The 16196-nt window shown below is 56.0% G+C and carries 13 protein-coding genes; 7 read left to right on the top strand and 6 right to left on the bottom strand.

The features are described 5' to 3' along the window. The first annotated feature begins 17 nt into the window (after window positions 1-17). From CAP31_RS10305 to CAP31_RS10285, 5 genes are read left to right on the top strand one after another with little or no spacing between them, the layout of a single operon-like run. Window positions 18-1745, top strand: a complete 1728-nt coding sequence (locus CAP31_RS10305; protein ID WP_189836610.1) for a glycoside hydrolase family 57 protein — start codon at window positions 18-20, stop codon at window positions 1743-1745. Further along, window positions 1742-3103: a 4-alpha-glucanotransferase gene (malQ, locus tag CAP31_RS10300; protein ID WP_087447447.1), complete on the top strand. Its 1362-nt coding sequence runs from the start codon at window positions 1742-1744 to the stop codon at window positions 3101-3103. The genes CAP31_RS10305 and malQ overlap by 4 nt, the downstream gene beginning before the upstream one ends. Beyond that, a complete protein-coding gene (gene glgB, locus CAP31_RS10295; protein ID WP_087447446.1) occupies window positions 3100-5259 on the top strand; it encodes a 1,4-alpha-glucan branching protein GlgB in 2160 nt (719 codons plus the stop codon). The genes malQ and glgB overlap by 4 nt, the downstream gene beginning before the upstream one ends. 3 nt (window positions 5260-5262) lie before the next feature. Next, on the top strand, window positions 5263-6744 hold the full coding sequence (gene glgA, locus CAP31_RS10290) for a glycogen synthase GlgA (RefSeq protein ID WP_087447445.1): 1482 nt from the start codon (window positions 5263-5265) through the stop codon (window positions 6742-6744). A 12-nt stretch (window positions 6745-6756) separates the two neighbouring features. Then, window positions 6757-9285, top strand: coding sequence for a glycogen/starch/alpha-glucan phosphorylase (locus CAP31_RS10285; protein ID WP_087447444.1), 2529 nt, complete (start codon window positions 6757-6759; stop codon window positions 9283-9285). A gap of 7 nt (window positions 9286-9292) precedes the next feature. On the opposite strand, the gene CAP31_RS10280 is transcribed toward CAP31_RS10285, so the two are convergent. The 4 genes from CAP31_RS10280 to CAP31_RS10265 are packed head-to-tail and all read right to left on the bottom strand — an operon-like array spanning window position 9293 to window position 11236. Beyond that, the gene (locus CAP31_RS10280; protein ID WP_087447443.1) at window positions 9293-9640 is read right to left on the bottom strand and encodes an STAS/SEC14 domain-containing protein; all 348 of its coding nucleotides are present in this window, start codon (window positions 9638-9640) and stop codon (window positions 9293-9295) included. Further along, a complete protein-coding gene (gene nudB / locus CAP31_RS10275) occupies window positions 9637-10077 on the bottom strand; it encodes a dihydroneopterin triphosphate diphosphatase (RefSeq protein ID WP_087447442.1) in 441 nt (146 codons plus the stop codon). Before nudB ends, CAP31_RS10280 begins: the two co-directional genes overlap by 4 nt. 28 nt (window positions 10078-10105) lie before the next feature. Then, window positions 10106-10558, bottom strand: a complete 453-nt coding sequence (locus tag CAP31_RS10270; protein ID WP_087447441.1) for a histidine phosphatase family protein — start codon at window positions 10556-10558, stop codon at window positions 10106-10108. 51 nt (window positions 10559-10609) lie between these two features. Next, window positions 10610-11236 (bottom strand): inorganic triphosphatase, encoded by a 627-nt coding sequence (locus CAP31_RS10265; protein WP_087447440.1) that lies wholly within the window; start codon window positions 11234-11236, stop codon window positions 10610-10612. A 51-nt stretch (window positions 11237-11287) separates the two neighbouring features. Between CAP31_RS10265 and ppk1 the strand changes: the two genes are divergently transcribed. Both ppk1 and CAP31_RS10255 read left to right on the top strand, forming a co-directional pair. Beyond that, window positions 11288-13357, top strand: coding sequence for a polyphosphate kinase 1 (gene ppk1, locus CAP31_RS10260; protein WP_087447439.1), 2070 nt, complete (start codon window positions 11288-11290; stop codon window positions 13355-13357). A 129-nt stretch (window positions 13358-13486) separates the two neighbouring features. Next, a complete protein-coding gene (locus CAP31_RS10255) occupies window positions 13487-13690 on the top strand; it encodes a dodecin family protein (protein WP_223247250.1) in 204 nt (67 codons plus the stop codon). A gap of 102 nt (window positions 13691-13792) precedes the next feature. On the opposite strand, the gene CAP31_RS10250 is transcribed toward CAP31_RS10255, so the two are convergent. Next, on the bottom strand, window positions 13793-14455 hold the full coding sequence (locus CAP31_RS10250; protein WP_087447438.1) for a DUF1614 domain-containing protein: 663 nt from the start codon (window positions 14453-14455) through the stop codon (window positions 13793-13795). A gap of 300 nt (window positions 14456-14755) precedes the next feature. Further along, complete coding sequence (gene der / locus CAP31_RS10245; protein WP_087447437.1) at window positions 14756-16168, bottom strand: ribosome biogenesis GTPase Der; 1413 nt, start codon at window positions 16166-16168, stop codon at window positions 14756-14758. Window positions 16169-16196 lie beyond the last annotated feature (28 nt).

Genomic DNA, 16196 nt, shown 5'->3' with positions numbered 1-16196 from the left:
GAGCTAAGCGGAGCGGCATGATGGATAGTCGATTGAACGTGGTGTTGTGCTGGCACATGCATCAGCCTTATTACCGCAAGGGGCTGAGCGGCGAATATCAGTTGCCGTGGGTGTATCTGCATGGCATCAAGGATTACAGCGACATGGTGGCGCATCTGGAGCGCTATCCGCAAATGCGGGCAGTCGTGAATTTTGCGCCGGTATTGCTTGAGCAGCTGGACGATTATGCGACCGGGATCGGGCGCTTTCTGGAGAACGGCACACCTACGCAGGATCGCTTGCTCAATCTGCTGGCAGGCGTTGAGCCTATCCCCGGCGATATCGAAGGACGCTGGCAACTGGTGCGGGATTGCCAGCGTTGCCATGCGCCGCGCATGATCCATCCTTATCCGGCTTTCAGTCATCTGTTGCAGATGATAGGTGCAACCGACGATGTTGGCATGGGCAGCCACGCCGTGCAGTATCCTTTGAATTATCTGAACGAGCAGTACTTTCTGGATTTGCTGAGCTGGTATCACCTGGCCTGGCTGGGGCAGAGTTTGCGTTCGCAAGCGATCGTGCAAGCCCTGTTTGCGCAAGGCACGAATTACACTGTGCAGCACCGCCATGAGCTGTTGACGGTGATATTCGAATGCCTGCGCGGACTGATCCCGCGCTATCGGGCATTGTCCGAACGCGGCCAGGTCGAGCTGTCGATGACGCCGTATGGGCATCCGATTATTCCGCTGTTGCACAGCTTCGATAACATGCTGTGTGCGACACCGGATGCGCCGCGCCCGCTGGCGACGCATTATCCGGATGGCGATGTGCGCAGCCGCTGGCATATGGAACAGGGGCTGGCGGTATTCGAGCATTATTTCGGGCACAAACCGCAGGGGGTATGGCTGGCCGAGGGCGGTATCAGCGAGGATGCAGTGCGATTGCTGGATGAATACCAGATCCGCTGGACGGCGTCGGGTGAAGGGGTGTGGCGCAACAGTTGCCGTTTGTCGGGCGGCGATGAAGCGGAGATCGACAGCAAGCGCGGTCTGTTCACGCCGCGTCAGCATCTCGATTGCCAAACGCGGATGTTTTTTCGCGACGATGGTCTCTCCGACCTGATCGGATTCAGGTATAGCGACTGGCATGCGGATGATGCCATCATGGATTTCGTCCAGCATCTGAATAATATCGCTACTTTTCTGGGTGATAAAGCCAGCCAGCATGTGGTGTCGGTGATACTCGACGGGGAAAATGCCTGGGAATATTATCCCGATAATGGCTCGCATTTTCTCGACGGATTGTATGACGCGCTGTCACAGACTGCACGGGTAAATACGACCACTTTTTCCTATGTTGCGGCAACGCTTGCTGCACAGCCGATACCGCGTATCTGTGCGGGGAGCTGGGTCTACGGTTCATTCTCGACGTGGATAGGCTCGAGCGACAAGAACCGTGCCTGGGATTATCTGGTGGCAGCCAAACTGGCGTTCGATAAGGTTATGGCAGCCGGTAAACTGGAAGCGGCCCGGCAACAACTGGCGATCAAGCAATTGGCGATTTGCGAAGGTTCGGACTGGTTCTGGTGGTTTGGCGACTACAATCCCGCCGGGAGCGTCAGCGATTTCGAGCAGCTGTATCGTGAACAGTTGCGCGAATTGTACCGGTTGCTGGGGGAGGAGCCGCCCGAGAGTCTGGATGCGCCGCTGTCGCTGGGCGGCGGCGATGCTGAAAATGCAGGCACCATGCGCAGGAATGTAGAATGAGTGCGGGTGTCAAGCAACGACGGGCCGGGGTGCTGCTGCACCCGACATCGCTGCCCTCCGGACGGGTTGACGACGATGCGCGGCACTGGCTCGATTTGCTGGCGACGGCAGGCATGAGCGTATGGCAGATGCTGCCACTGGGCGTGCCGTTGGCAGGCGTTTCCCCGTATCAGTGCGTCTCCGCGTTCGCGATCAACCCTAGGCTGTTTCCAGAGGATCTGCCTGTCGTCGCAATAACCGATCGGGCATTGGTGGCTTGGCGCGTACGGCAGTGGCAATGGATTGATAATTACGCACTGTTCATGGTGTTGAAACAGCAGCACGGCGGCAGCCCCTGGACCGACTGGCCGGTGCCGTTGCGGCAACGCGATCCGGTCGCGCTTCAGGCTTTCGTGCAGCAGCACCAGATTGAAATGGATGCGCATATCCGCCAGCAATATCAGTTATTCCTGCATTGGCAGGCTTTGCGCAGCTATGCGGCGAAACAGGGAGTCGCGCTGTTTGGCGATATGCCGATTTTCGTCGCGCACGATAGCGCCGATGTCTGGGCCAATCCGGAATGTTTTTTACTGGATGAAGCCGGGCAGCCGACGCTGGTGACCGGAGTGCCGCCGGATTATTTTTCGGAGACCGGCCAGCGCTGGGGAAACCCGCAGTATGACTGGGAGCATATGCGCCAGTCTGACTTTAGCTGGTGGCGCGAGCGCTTGCGCTATCATTTCGAGTTTTTTGATCTGGTACGAATAGATCATTTCCGCGGTCTGGTTGCGTCATGGATGATACCGGTAAGTTCACCTACGGCAGTCGACGGCTACTGGCAGGACGTGCCTGGAGACGCATTGCTGCAGTGCATCAGGCAGGATATGGGCGCCATGCCGCTGGTGGCTGAAGATCTGGGGGTGATTACCCCTGAAGTCGAGGCTTTGCGCCTGCAATTCGAATTGCCGGGCATGAGTGTGCTGCAGTTCGCATTTGACGTGTTTACCGATAACCCGCATAAACCGCAGAACGTTACTGCAGACAGGGTTTATTATACCGGTACCCATGACAATGATACGACGCGAGGCTGGTTCGCGAGTCTGGATGCCGAACAGCAAGCGGCCGTCGCGGCGATATTAAAGGTGGCGGATGTCGAACAGGTGAATGCCGCCATGATCCGGACCGTGCTGGACAGTCATGCGAATCTGGCCGTCATTCCGTTGCAGGATCTGTTGGGCCTGGGCAGCGAGGCACGCATGAATACCCCGGGAACGACTGACGGGAACTGGCTATGGCAGTTCCGGTGGCGGGATATCCCGACTGATTTGGCATTCAATTTGCGTAAACAGCTACAACAAACGAGGCGTCTAAAAACATGAATAAAGCCTTACATCGCATTCAACAAGGTATGCATCACGATCCTTTCGACGTACTGGGCTGGCATCAACAGCCCTCGGGCGATTGGCTGTTCCGAGTGTTCATGCCGGCAGCAGAACGCGTCGGGTTGACGAATGGCGGGACACTGACGCGGGTGGAAGGCAGCGATTTGTTCGAGCTGCGCAGCCCGGAGAAAATAACACAGCATCCGTTACTGCGCTGGCAGGATAAAGCCGGCGGCGCATGGCATCAGACCATCAGCTCGTACACCTTTACGCCGCAGATCGGTGAACTTGATTTGTATTTGCTGGCGGCCGGCCGGCATCATCATGCCTGGCATGTGCTGGGTTCGCGCCTGTGCATGGTGGATGGCATTGCCGGATGCCAGTTTGCGGTATGGGCCCCGGGCGGGCAGCGCATCAGCGTTGTGGGTGATTTTAACCAGTGGGACGGGCGCAGTTACCCCATGCGCTCGCGAGGCGAGAGCGGCATATGGGAATTGTTTGTGCCCGGCTTGCAAGCCGGGCTGGCGTATAAATACGAGATTCTCGGACCGGGCGGGCAATTGACCATCAAAGCCGACCCCTATGCGCAACAGGCGTTCATCCGCCCGGAGACAACTTCCTGCATCCCCTTCGCCAGCCAGCATGCGTGGCAGGACAGCGACTGGCTGGCGCAACGGGCCCGGTTCGACTGGCAGCATCAGCCGATCAGCGTGTATGAACTGCATGTCGGTTCGTGGCGGCGCCATCCTGATGGCAGGTTTTATACCTGGGCTGAACTGGCCGCGAGTTTGATTCCGTACGTTCGGGATCTGGGATATACCCACATTGAATTGCTGCCCATCGCCGAACACCCGCTGGATGAATCCTGGGGCTATCAGGTATCCGGCTACTATGCGCCGACTGCCCGCTATGGCTCGCCGGACGATTTGCGGGCGTTTGTGGATGCTTGTCATCAGGCCGATCTGGGCGTGATTCTGGACTGGGTGCCTGCGCATTTTCCCAAGGACGATTTCGGTCTGGCGCGATTTATCGGCGAGCCGCTGTACGAGCATGCCGATCCGCGGCGCGGCGAGCATCAGGACTGGGGTACGCTGATATTCGATTACGGGCGTAACGAAGTCCGGAATTTCTTGCTGGCCAACGCATTGTACTGGCTGGACGAGTTTCATATCGACGGCCTGCGGGTGGATGCCGTTGCCTCGATGATATACCTTGATTACTCGCGCAAAGCCGGGGAATGGGTACCCAACCAATACGGCGGGCGCGAGAATCTGGAAGCCATCGCCTTCTTGCGCGAGCTTAACAGCGTGGTGCATGGGCGCTTTGCCGGCGTGCTGACCATCGCCGAGGAATCCACGGCATGGCCGATGGTGTCGCGCCCTGTCGAACTCGGCGGGCTGGGATTTTCGATGAAATGGAACATGGGCTGGATGAACGATAATCTGGTCTATATCGAAGAGGACCCGGTGCATCGTAAATATCATCACGATCAGCTTACTTTCAGCCAGATCTACGCCTATACGGAAAACTTTGTGTTGCCGCTGTCGCATGACGAAGTGGTGCACCTCAAAGGCAGCATGCTGGACAAGATGCCGGGAGATTACTGGCAGAAATTTGCCAATTTGCGTCTGTTTTATGCCTGGCAATACGCTCACCCCGGCAAGAAGCTGCTGTTCATGGGCTGCGAGTTCGGGCAATGGAACGAATGGAGCGATCGGGGCGAGCTGGACTGGAGCTTGTGCCAGTTCCCCATCCACGACGGCGTGCAGCGTCTGGTGCGGGATTTGAACCGGCTATACTGTACGCAGCCGGCCATGCACCAGTATGATTTCGAGTCGCGCGGATTTGCCTGGATAGATTGTCACGATAGCGACCAGTCAGTGCTGAGCCTGATGCGCAAGAGCGATACCGAACAAGTCATCGTGCTGCTTAATTTTACCCCGGTGCCGCGTCACGTTTATCGTATCGGCGTACCGCAGGGCGGAGTCTATACGGAGATGCTGAACACGGATTCGGCCTACTACGGCGGCAGCAATAGCGGTAATGCAGGCGAATTGTATAGTGAAGCATTGCCATGGATGGGATACGCGCAGTCTTTGGTGCTGACCCTGCCGCCATTGGCAGCTATCTATCTGAAATTAAAAACGGAATAGAAAATGAATGTAACAACACGGGTGCTGTTTGCTGCAAGCGAAGTTTATCCCTTGATCAAAACCGGAGGGCTCGGCGATGTGGGTTACAGCTTGCCCCATGCCTTGCAGCGCGCTGGCGCCGATGTGCGGCTGGTACTGCCTGCATACCGGACGGTGCTGACTCAGGTTGATAGTATCAATATACTCGGCTGGCTCGATGTGCGCGGCGCAAAACGCACCCATTCAGTGCGTATTCTGGAAGTGCGGCATGCCGACTTCGCATTTCCGATCTGGCTGGCGGATTGCCAGGTGCTGTTCGACCGTCCGGGCAATCCGTATGTGCAGGCAGACGGTCATGACTGGGCCGATAATGCCGAGCGCTTCAGTGTATTCGCGCGGGTAGTGACCGAATTGGCACGCGATGTGCTGGGCATCAACTGGCAAGCCGATGTGGTGCATGCCAACGATTGGCAGACCGGTCTGGTGCCGGCCTTGCTGGGCGAATTTCCGCACCCGCCGAAGCGTATCTTTACCATTCACAACATGGCGTACGGCGGTCATTTCAGTCTGGCGGATTTCAATCGCCTGGCATTGCCGCGGCAGTGGTGGACACCGGAAGGCGTCGAATTCTATGGCGGCTTCTCGATGCTGAAGGCCGGTATCGTCTATGCTGACGAAGTGACGACGGTAAGCCCGACTTACGCGCGGGAAATCTGCACGGAGGAATTCGGTTATGGCATGCAAGGTGTGTTGCAGATATCGCGGCATAAGCTGCACGGGATTCTCAACGGTATCGATGAAAAGGTCTGGGACCCTGCGACCGATGTTCATCTGCTTGCCCACTATTCCGCAAATCGCCGCCAGCCTGGAAAAGCATTGAACAAGCAGGCTTTGTTGTCCCGATTCGGCATGGAATCGGACGAGATAGCGATGCAGGTGCCCTTGCTGGGCATGGTGGGGCGTCTGGTAGAACAGAAAGGCCTGGATCTGGTGCTGGCCGCATTGCCTTATCTGCTGTCACATACCGATGTCAGGATGGTGTTCGTAGGCAGCGGCGATAGCAAGTACGAAGCGAAACTGCGCGATTTTGCGGTGAAATACCCAACGCGCATCGGCGTGTTCATAGGCTATGACGAGTCACTCGCGCACTTGCTGGAAGCGGGGGCGGATATCTTCCTGATGCCGTCGCATTTTGAACCCTGCGGCCTGAACCAGATGTACAGCCTGCGTTATGGCACGCCGCCTGTCGTGTATCGCACCGGCGGCCTTGCGGATACGGTGATAGACGCGAGCCGCGAGCATCTGGCTCAGGGCATCGCCAACGGTTTCGTGTTCGATGAATTCAATTTCGAAGCGCTGATCGCCGCTATCGAGCGGGCCATAGCCTGTTACGCCCAGCCCCGGGTCTGGCAGGCTTTGCAGCGCACCGGCATGAACCATTCTTTCGGTTGGGAACACAGTGCACAGTCCTATTTGGCATTGTATAGGGCGACGTCAAACAAATGAGAGAGATGAGATATGACCAGCAAATCCTGTACCCCTTATTATTATCGCCCTTTTACGCTTGATCCGCTGGGTTGTGACGCAGTCACCATAGGTCACAACTTCAGGCATTACCTGTCGTATCATCTGGGCCGCTTTCAGGGCTGCGCGCAGAATTACATCTATGAGGCGCTGGCCTACACCGTGCGCGACAGGTTGATGGTGGACTGGCGCCATACCTGGAATACGCAGCTGCAGCCGGGTACGCGCCGTGCGCATTACATGTCGCTGGAGTTCCTGATCGGGCGCTCATTGGGGAATCATCTGCTCAATATGGGGATCAGGACCGCCACGGATCAGGCGATGCTGGATTACAGCCAGAAGCTGGAAGACGTGCTGGAACAGGAGCCTGATGCAGGCCTCGGCAATGGCGGTCTGGGCAGACTGGCGGCATGCTTCATGGACAGCTGCGCGACCTTGCGCTTGCCGGTCATCGGTTACGGCCTGCGCTATGAATACGGCATGTTCCGCCAATACATAGAGAACGGCTATCAAAAGGAAGCAACCGATCACTGGCTGCAAAACGGTAATCCGTGGGAAATCGAGCGTATCGAGTATACCCAGCATGTCCAGTTCGGCGGCTATACCGAACACTATCACGACCAGCAGGGCCGGGCACGGGCGCGCTGGGTAGGGACAGACGATATTCTTGCGATTCCGTTTGACATGCCGGTTTCCGGATACCGGAATCGGACGGTTAACACGTTGCGATTATGGAAAGCCGCGGCGACGGATGAATTTAATCTGGACCAATTCAATGCCGGCAGTTATACGGAGGCGGTGCAGGCCAAGAATCAGGCCGAGCATATTTCCATGGTGCTGTATCCGAATGACAGCAGCGAGAATGGCAAGGAATTGCGTTTGCGCCAGCAGTATTTCCTTGCCTCGGCGAGCATCAAGGATGCCATGCGCATCTGGGTCAGGCACGGCGAGTTCGAATACCATCATTTTGCCGCCGAGAACGTATTCCAGATGAACGATACCCATCCGACCATCGCGGTCGCGGAACTGATGCGAATATTGCTGGACGACAAGGGCGTCGAATGGGAAGATGCCTGGGCGATCACCTCGCAGTGCATGGCCTATACCAACCATACCTTGCTGCCGGAAGCGTTGGAGAAATGGCCGGTCAGCTTGTTTGAACGGCTGCTGCCGCGGTTGCTGGAAATCATTTACGAAATCAATGCGCGATTCCTGCGTACCGTGTCGATGAAATGGCCCGGCGATACCGACCGCCAGCGTCGCATGTCGATCATTGAAGAAGGGCCGGTGCGCTATGTACGCATGGCATGGCTGGCTATCGTCGGCAGTTTTTCTGTCAATGGCGTGGCGGCACTGCATTCGCAATTATTACGCGACGGCCTGTTCCATGATTTCTACCAATTGTGGCCGGAGAAATTCAATAATAAAACCAATGGGGTCACGCCGCGGCGCTGGATCGCTTACGCCAATCCCGGCATGACCGCCTTGATCAGCGAGCACATAGGCGACGAGTGGATCGCGGATTTAGGCCAGATCGAGCGCCTGAAACAGCTGGTTTCCTTCGATAACAAGGCTTTTCATGCGCACTGGCGTGCAGTAAAGCTGGCGAACAAACAGCGTCTGGCGGCGCTGGTCAAGAGCGAATGCCACGTCGAATTCGATCCTGCGGCATTGTTCGACGTGCAGGTAAAACGCATCCATGAATACAAGCGCCAGTTATTGAATGTGCTGCACGTGGTGTATCTGTATCTGCGCATCAAGCACGGAAATCTCGATAACTGGGTGAATCGTTGCGTGTTGATCGGCGGCAAGGCAGCACCGGGTTATTACATGGCTAAGTCCATCATCAAGCTGATCAATAACGTCGCGGATGTCGTCAATAACGATCCGGATGTGAATGGGCGGTTGAAAGTGGCGTTTATTCCGAATTATCGGGTATCGGCCATGGAGGTGATCGCGCCGGCGACCGATTTGTCCGAGCAGATTTCTACAGCGGGCAAAGAGGCATCAGGCACCGGCAACATGAAATTCATGATGAATGGCGCGGTGACTATCGGTACTTACGATGGCGCCAATATCGAAATCATGGATGCAGTAGGGACAGAGAACTTTTTCCTGTTTGGTTTGCACGCGGAACAGGTCGAGACGTTGCGCCATGATTATCGGCCCTGGGAATATATTGAACGCGATCAGGCGTTGCACGATGTGATCGATCTGCTGCGCTGCGGTCATTTCAATCAGTCGGAACCGGGTATTTTCGACAGCATACTGGATTCGATGCTGAGCGCGTCTGATCCGTGGATGACGGTAGCTGATTTTCGCAGTTATGTCGATGCGCAGCATGCAGTGGCGCTGGCATGGCAGGATACCGAGAAATGGACGCAAATGAGCATCATGAACACAGCTTGCAGCGGATTTTTCTCGACAGACCGCACCATGCAGGAATATAACCGCGAGATATGGAAACTGGTGCAGCCGCCAGTTGAAATGACGCCGGGCGTGTTATCCCCGGATGTGGAGTAGCGTGCGGCTACGCTTCTTTCAGCCATGCATCCGCAGCTTCGGGAGTGTCGAATACCATGATTTCGGCTTCGACGAATAACTGGTTTATCCATGCACTCCAGCTCAGCCACTGACTGCTGGTGATAATCGCGATTTTGCCGAATTCGGTAGCATGCGCGCGGCTGAAACGGATCTCTTCCCAGGCGACATCGATGGTGAAGTCCAGCATGTCGCGTAAATCGATCAGCAAATTCACCGTGCCCTGGAACTTGATGCCATAAAGTATGGTTTCTTCAAATTCGCGGAAGTCGGCGATACTGAACTCACCCAATACAGCAGCCCGCACGGTGTTGTTTTCAGTCGTTATGTTAATCATGATCTTCCCTTTAATAAAAAATTAATCGCTGCCTGATTGCTTGGTGAAAAGCATTTTTCGGCGGCTGCTTGCGCCGGTATCCAAATATAACGCAGATGCTCGCGCGGCGCGAGCGTGATGTGGGTTTGGCGAGGGACGACCAGGCCGAATACATGTTCGGTATTGTGGGTGACACCGGGCGCATAGCGATGGCGGAAACAGTCGTATATCTCATACCGGTTGCTATAGCCCAGGTCCTGTAAGGGATACTTGTTTGCATCCAGGCCGGTTTCCTCCATGGTTTCCCGAACCGCGGTTTGCTGCGCCGACTCTTCCTGTTCCATGCTGCCGGTCACGGACTGCCACCAGCCGGGATGATCGGCGCGTTCCAGTAACAGGACATCCAACTCGGGCGTGTAAATGACGACAAGGACGGATTCGGGCGTTTTATAAGACATTGCACATCTGGAATCAGGGGATACTGCTTTATACCATATCCGGTGACATCAAGACGCGCAATACATTTTGCTGGGTGGTTTGGCGTACGCGGTTGCTGATCCATACTACGCCGCCTTTTTTGATCGACATGTCGGATTCGATACCGGCCAGCAACAGCATGGCAGCGCGGCCGAAGCCGGGCTGGTGGCCGATCAGCATCACCGTACCGCCTGCATCCGGCCAGCCTGCTGCAAGCAGTAACGACATCGCATTGGTATCGGGAGCGAGCGCTTTGTCCGTTATGAACGGGCGATCGAGCGCGGCGGCAGTCTGTTGCGCGCGGGCTGCCGGGCTGACCAGAATGCGGGCGTCTTCCGGCAGGCGGGCATTCAGCCATTCAGCCATTTGCTTGGCTTGCTTGATACCTTTGGGGGTCAGTTCGCGTTGCATGTCGGGGGAGCCGTCAACTGCATCGGCGTGCCGCCATAAAATCAAATCCATGGTTCTGCCTAAATCCGTCATAATAGTGAGGGTATGTGACAAAATAAATAATCAGGATGAAATGGCGTGCTGCGCCCGGTACAACGCATAACCGCGTTGGGCTTTGCTGACGGAATCAGGCATCAGCGCGATGTGCCGGGAGAGCAGATCGGCGAGTGCAGTCAATGCCTCTGCATTGCCTGACTTCAGTTCCAATTCGACTTCGCAAATCGGTTCGCTGCGTCTGAGGCTGCCGACTTCGCCCTGATCGAGCGCGACTTCTATGCGGCTGTCGTGGAAGTCGATGAGCCACGTGCTGCGCCAGAATTCGGTTTGAAATACCGCCTGTAGCCGGCTGGTGATGTGCTCCTGGAGCACGGCGCGCACGGCGGGTTCGGTAAAGAGTTCGGGATGCGGCTGATCGTCGGGTACAGGTATTTCCCATTCCGGGCGCGTATGCAGGCCATTGACCGCGGTGCCGCCTATCTTGACGGTTTGTATCCATTGCTGCCCGATGCGGCGTACGCGCAGGGCAGCATGCCGGGCCATCAATTCCAGCGCAGGTGTGTCAAAATAGCGGCTGACGAGCAAGCGCCGATGCGGTTCGCCGGCAGCGATCAGAACCGGTTGCTGCAATAACAAATTTACGTCGGCGGGGTCTATTTTGAGCTTTAATTCGATTTCAGTTGTCATAGTCATGTCACATTAATGTCATATCATGGTGTTGTATTTTAGCCTGTTTATACTTCTATGAACTCATTGCCGAACGATCATTTCCTTAATCGCGAACTCAGTTTGCTGGCATTCAATGAACGCGTCCTTGCCCAGGCGCAGGATGCGCATACGCCTTTGCTGGAAAGATTGAAATTCGTTTGCATCGTCAGCAGCAATCTTGATGAATTTTTTGAAGTGCGCGTGGCCGGACTGAAGGAGCGCGCAGCAATGAGCCCGCACCATCAGTCGCCTGACGGCTATACCGCGAAGCAGACCTTGCAGGAGCTGGAGCCTCGCGTGCGGGCGCTGGTCGATCGGCAATATGAAGTGCTCAATCGGGATATTCTGCCGCAATTGAGCGAGCAAGGCATACGTTTCTTGCGCCGTAACCATTGGAACGCGGCACAAGCCGAATGGGTGCAGGCCTATTTTTTCAACGAGCTGATGCCGGTGCTGACGCCGATCGGTCTCGATCCAGCCCATCCGTTTCCGCGTGTACTGAACAAGAGCCTGAATTTTGCAGTCGAGCTGTCCGGCCGCGATGCGTTCGGTCGTAGTTCGGGTGCCGCAGTCGTGCAGGCGCCGCGTTCGCTGCCGCGGGTGATCTTGATGCCGCCGGAGATCGCCGGATGCGAGTACGGTTTTGTGTTCCTGTCATCGATCCTGCATGCGCACGTCAATGAACTGTTCGCGGGGATGACGGTAGAAGGATGTTATCAATTCCGAGTGACGCGCAATTCCGAATTATTCGTGGACGAGGAAGAAATCAAGAATCTGCGCGAAGCCTTGCAGGGCGAGTTGTCGCAGCGCAATCTGGGCGATGCGGTAAGGTTGGAAGTCGCCGATAACTGTTCGGCAGATATGGTGAATTTCCTGCTGGGCCAGTTCGGGCTGAAGCATGAGGATTTATATCAGGTCAACGGATTGGTCAATCTGGTGCGGTTGATGCAGATCCCGGCCCAGGTCGATCGTCCCGATTTGAAATTTCCCGAATTTGTACCTGGTATGCCGGCTGTGTTGAGCAAATCGGACGATATTTTCAGCGTCATCCGCAAGGGCGATGTGCTGTTGCATCATCCGTTCCAGAGTTTTCAGCCGGTGATCGATTTTATCCGTCAGGCCGCTGAAGATCCCGATGTGCTGGCGATACGGCAGACGGTATATCGTACCGGTACGGATTCGATGCTGATGGAAGCGCTGATCCATGCGGCCACGCGCGGCAAGGAAGTTACCGTGGTGGTCGAGCTGATGGCGCGCTTCGACGAAGAGGCCAATATCAGCTGGTCCGCCAAGCTGGAGCAGGCCGGTGTGCATGTGGTATACGGTGTGGTGGGTTATAAAACGCATGCCAAGATGGCGCTGGTAGTGCGGCGCGAGCATAATCAATTGCGCCGGTATGTGCATCTGGGGACCGGGAATTATCATGCGCGTACGGCGAGGATGTATACCGATTTCGGGTTGCTGACATGCCATGAAGGGATCTGCACTGACGTCAATGAAGTATTTACGCAATTGACCGGACTGGGCAGCGCTTCGCATCTGCAGCATTTATGGCAGTCGCCATTCAGCCTGCATAGCCAGGTTATTGCGGCGATCCAGCGCGAGATTGAGCATGCCCGTGCCGGCAGACAGGCAGCGATTTTCGCCAAAATGAATGCATTGCTGGAACCGCAGGTCATCCTGGCGCTATACGAAGCTTCGCAGGCCGGGGTGCAGATCGATCTGGTGGTGCGCGGCGCCTGTGCACTCAAGCCCGGCTATCCGGGATTGTCGGACAATATTCGTGTGCGTTCAGTGATAGGACGGTTCCTGGAGCATACTCGTATCCTGTATTTTCGCAACGGCGGGGCGGATGATATTTACCTGTCGAGCGCGGACTGGATGGAGCGCAATTTCTTCCGCCGCATCGAGGTGGCGTTTCCCGTACTTGATCCGCGGCTCAAGAAACGGATATTGGCTGAAGGCATCAAACCCTACCTCAGGGATAATTCGCAGGCATGGGAGATGGAGGCCAATGGCAGCTACCGGCAACGCCATTCTCGCCGCGCCAAGCCGATCTGTGCCCAGGAGTTATTGCTGTCGAGCCTGTCCATGATTGTGCCCTAGCCGGACCGATTCCGACCGCAGTCGGAGCCTCTCTGCGGGTATTTGGGAGGATTTGTACTATAGTGAATTAACCCTGCACAGCGATAGAGATCAGGGTTAATCGTTAAATACCCTGGAAGGAGCGATATCATGTCGGAGATGCTGAAAGTAATCGAAGTGCTGGCCGAGTCGGACAAGAGCTGGGAAGACGCGGCGCAGCAGGCGGTGGCGCGTGCCGCCAAATCCTTGCATGGCATCAAGTCCATTTATATCAAGGATTTTGAAGCCAAGGTCGATGGCGGCAAGATTGTCACATACCGCATTAACGCCAATATTACGTTTTTGCTGGACTAGATGGGATCAACCCGAAAACGCGAACCGGAAAATGTACGGCGTTTGCCGTATCGACTGTTTGCGTAACGGATTTCTGTAGCCCCTGGCGTGGGTGCACGCCTGTTATGTCAGCAGTACGGCGACGATGCCGGTCACAAAAATCCCGTCAAATGTGCCTGCGCCACCTATCGAGGCCAGCGGAGTTCCCATCGCCCGGATGTCTTTCAACCGCAGCAGATCCGCGCCGATCAGCACACCCAGCGTTCCGCCGATGTATGCCAGCGGCGCACTTTGTTCATGATTAATGATTACCGCCATCAGTGCGGCTGCCAGTGGTGCCACAAATATGGGTATCCCTATGCCTATTCCATGCAAAGGGCGGCTGGTCACATAGCTGATGATTGCTACTCCGGCGATAGCCAGGCCGGCCTGGATCAGATTCACCGGGTTGTGCATTAACAGATAAATGGAGAAACCGAGAGGCGTCAAACATCCGCCTACATTCACGGCAATGAGTGTTTTTCCTTCGAAGGGCGGCACGGTGACATGAAACAATTTGCTTAATGGCGGAGCCGGCATGGGCGTGGCGGGGGCGGTTGCTTCCACGGTTAACAGCGGCAGATTGATGAAACTGCCAAGCAGGGTGGTCATGAACAGCAGATAGGCAGAGTGCGGCGATAGGCCCAATTTGTCAAAAGCAATGGTTAGCACACCCAGCTGGACGAACGTTAGCAGAAACACGAACGCAATAATCAGCAGTAAAAACCGTAATGGCAACTTGGGCATATTCGGATTCTTTCGCAATGAATGCAGCTTTGAACGACATGAAGCGGTTAGGCGCGATTCGCTCAAGCCTAACAGAATTTTCAATTCTGGCGACAGATCGCGGCAAGTGGAATGATATGGTATGGATAACCGGGAAGCTAGTGGGGACACGGTGATCCGGGACTGCAACGCACAGCTGTGGCGATGGCGGCACTGAACTGAATTGAGGGTATTGTGCGAGTGGGAGCTCAGGGAGATGAATCGAATAGCCGGTGTGGCGTATTGCCGGCAGTATGGACTTTGCCAGCAACCGTAAGCCGTTTAATCCTTCTTGCGCTGTTTGCCGTACATTTTGCGGCCCTGACGACGCTTGCGATGAGCTGCTTTGGCTTCGGCAGGGGTGAGCGGCGCGGGTTTTCTGTCAGCGAACGGATTTTTGCCGACGTTGAACTGCACCCTGAGCGGCGTGCCTTGTAGTTTGAAAGCCTGGATAAAGGTTTTTTCCAGATAGCGCTTATAGCTGTCGCTGATCTTGTCCAGCGCACTGCCATGCACGACGATGAGCGGCGGGTTCATGCCGCCTTGGTGGGCATAGCGCGGCTTGGGACGGAATGGCCCTGTTTTCGGCGGCTGGTGGGCGGCGACTGCATCCATCAGGATGCGGGTCAGTTGTGGCGTGGACAGCTTGGCCATTGCGGCGGTATAGGCGGCATCCACTGAAACCAGTAACGGATTGAGTCCGGTGCCTTTAAGTGCGGAAATGTAATGGAATTTGGCAAATTCAAGGAATTGCAGTTTGCGCGAGATCTCGCGTTTCACGCAGTCGCGCTGATAATCGCTCAGGCCATCCCATTTGTTGACCGCAACCACCAGCGCACGTCCGGCTTCCAGTACGAATCCGGCCAGATGCGCATCCTGTTCGGAAATGTCGGTCTGCGCGTCCAGTACCAGTACTACCACATTCGCATCTTCGATCGCTTGCAGGGTCTTGATCACCGAGAATTTCTCGATGGCTTCGAATACCTTGCCGCGACGGCGTACGCCAGCGGTATCGATCAGGGTGTATTTTTTGTGGTTGCGTTCGAAGTCGATGTAGATGCTGTCGCGCGTGGTGCCGGGCTGGTCGAATGCGATCACCCGTTCCTCGCCCAGAAAGCTGTTTACGAGCGTCGATTTGCCGACGTTGGGGCGGCCGATCAACGCGATCTTGGGATGGTCGTCTTCGGTTTCTTCGGTCGCCTCCGGTATGTGTTCCAGCGCGATCTCGACCAGTTCCGGCACACCTTCGCCGTGACTGGCGGAAATGGCCATCGGCTCGCCCAGCGCCAGTTCATGGAATTCGGCGGTCACGACTTCGCGGCGCATGCCTTCGGTTTTGTTGACGACCAGATGCACGGGACGTCCGCTCATGCGCAGCCGATCGGCGATGACTTTGTCCTGTGCCGTACAGCCGGTACGGACATCGACCATGAACAGGATCACATCGGCTTCGTCGATCGCCTGCAGAGTCTGTCGCGCCATTTCGTGCATGATGCCGTCTTTGGCGATCGGTTCGAAACCGCCGGTATCGACGACCAGATAAGGCTTGCTGCCGATCTTGCCGTGGCCGTAGTGACGGTCGCGGGTGAGCCCGGGAATATCGGCAACGATGGCATCGCGCGTCTTGGTCAGGCGATTGAATAAAGTGGATTTTCCGACGTTGGGGCGACCGACCAGTACGATAGTGGGTTTCATGTTGGGTGAACCTTAAATGCTAAATAGA

The sequence above is a fragment of the Sulfuriferula sp. AH1 genome (assembly GCF_002162035.1).
GTDB lineage: Bacteria > Pseudomonadota > Gammaproteobacteria > Burkholderiales > Sulfuriferulaceae > Sulfuriferula.
This window is presented reverse-complemented; position numbering and strand designations above follow the sequence as displayed.

Coding starts and splice junctions, on each gene's coding strand:
- CAP31_RS10305 (WP_189836610.1), top strand. CDS start 18: ATGATGGATAGTCGATTGAACGTGGTGTTGTGCTGGCACATGCATCAG.
- malQ (WP_087447447.1), top strand. CDS start 1,742: ATGAGTGCGGGTGTCAAGCAACGACGGGCCGGGGTGCTGCTGCACCCG.
- glgB (WP_087447446.1), top strand. CDS start 3,100: ATGAATAAAGCCTTACATCGCATTCAACAAGGTATGCATCACGATCCT.
- glgA (WP_087447445.1), top strand. CDS start 5,263: ATGAATGTAACAACACGGGTGCTGTTTGCTGCAAGCGAAGTTTATCCC.
- CAP31_RS10285 (WP_087447444.1), top strand. CDS start 6,757: ATGACCAGCAAATCCTGTACCCCTTATTATTATCGCCCTTTTACGCTT.
- CAP31_RS10280 (WP_087447443.1), bottom strand. CDS start 9,640: ATGATTAACATAACGACTGAAAACAACACCGTGCGGGCTGCTGTATTG.
- nudB (WP_087447442.1), bottom strand. CDS start 10,077: ATGTCTTATAAAACGCCCGAATCCGTCCTTGTCGTCATTTACACGCCC.
- CAP31_RS10270 (WP_087447441.1), bottom strand. CDS start 10,558: ATGGATTTGATTTTATGGCGGCACGCCGATGCAGTTGACGGCTCCCCC.
- CAP31_RS10265 (WP_087447440.1), bottom strand. CDS start 11,236: ATGACTATGACAACTGAAATCGAATTAAAGCTCAAAATAGACCCCGCC.
- ppk1 (WP_087447439.1), top strand. CDS start 11,288: ATGAACTCATTGCCGAACGATCATTTCCTTAATCGCGAACTCAGTTTG.
- CAP31_RS10255 (WP_223247250.1), top strand. CDS start 13,487: ATGTCGGAGATGCTGAAAGTAATCGAAGTGCTGGCCGAGTCGGACAAG.
- CAP31_RS10250 (WP_087447438.1), bottom strand. CDS start 14,455: ATGCCCAAGTTGCCATTACGGTTTTTACTGCTGATTATTGCGTTCGTG.
- der (WP_087447437.1), bottom strand. CDS start 16,168: ATGAAACCCACTATCGTACTGGTCGGTCGCCCCAACGTCGGAAAATCC.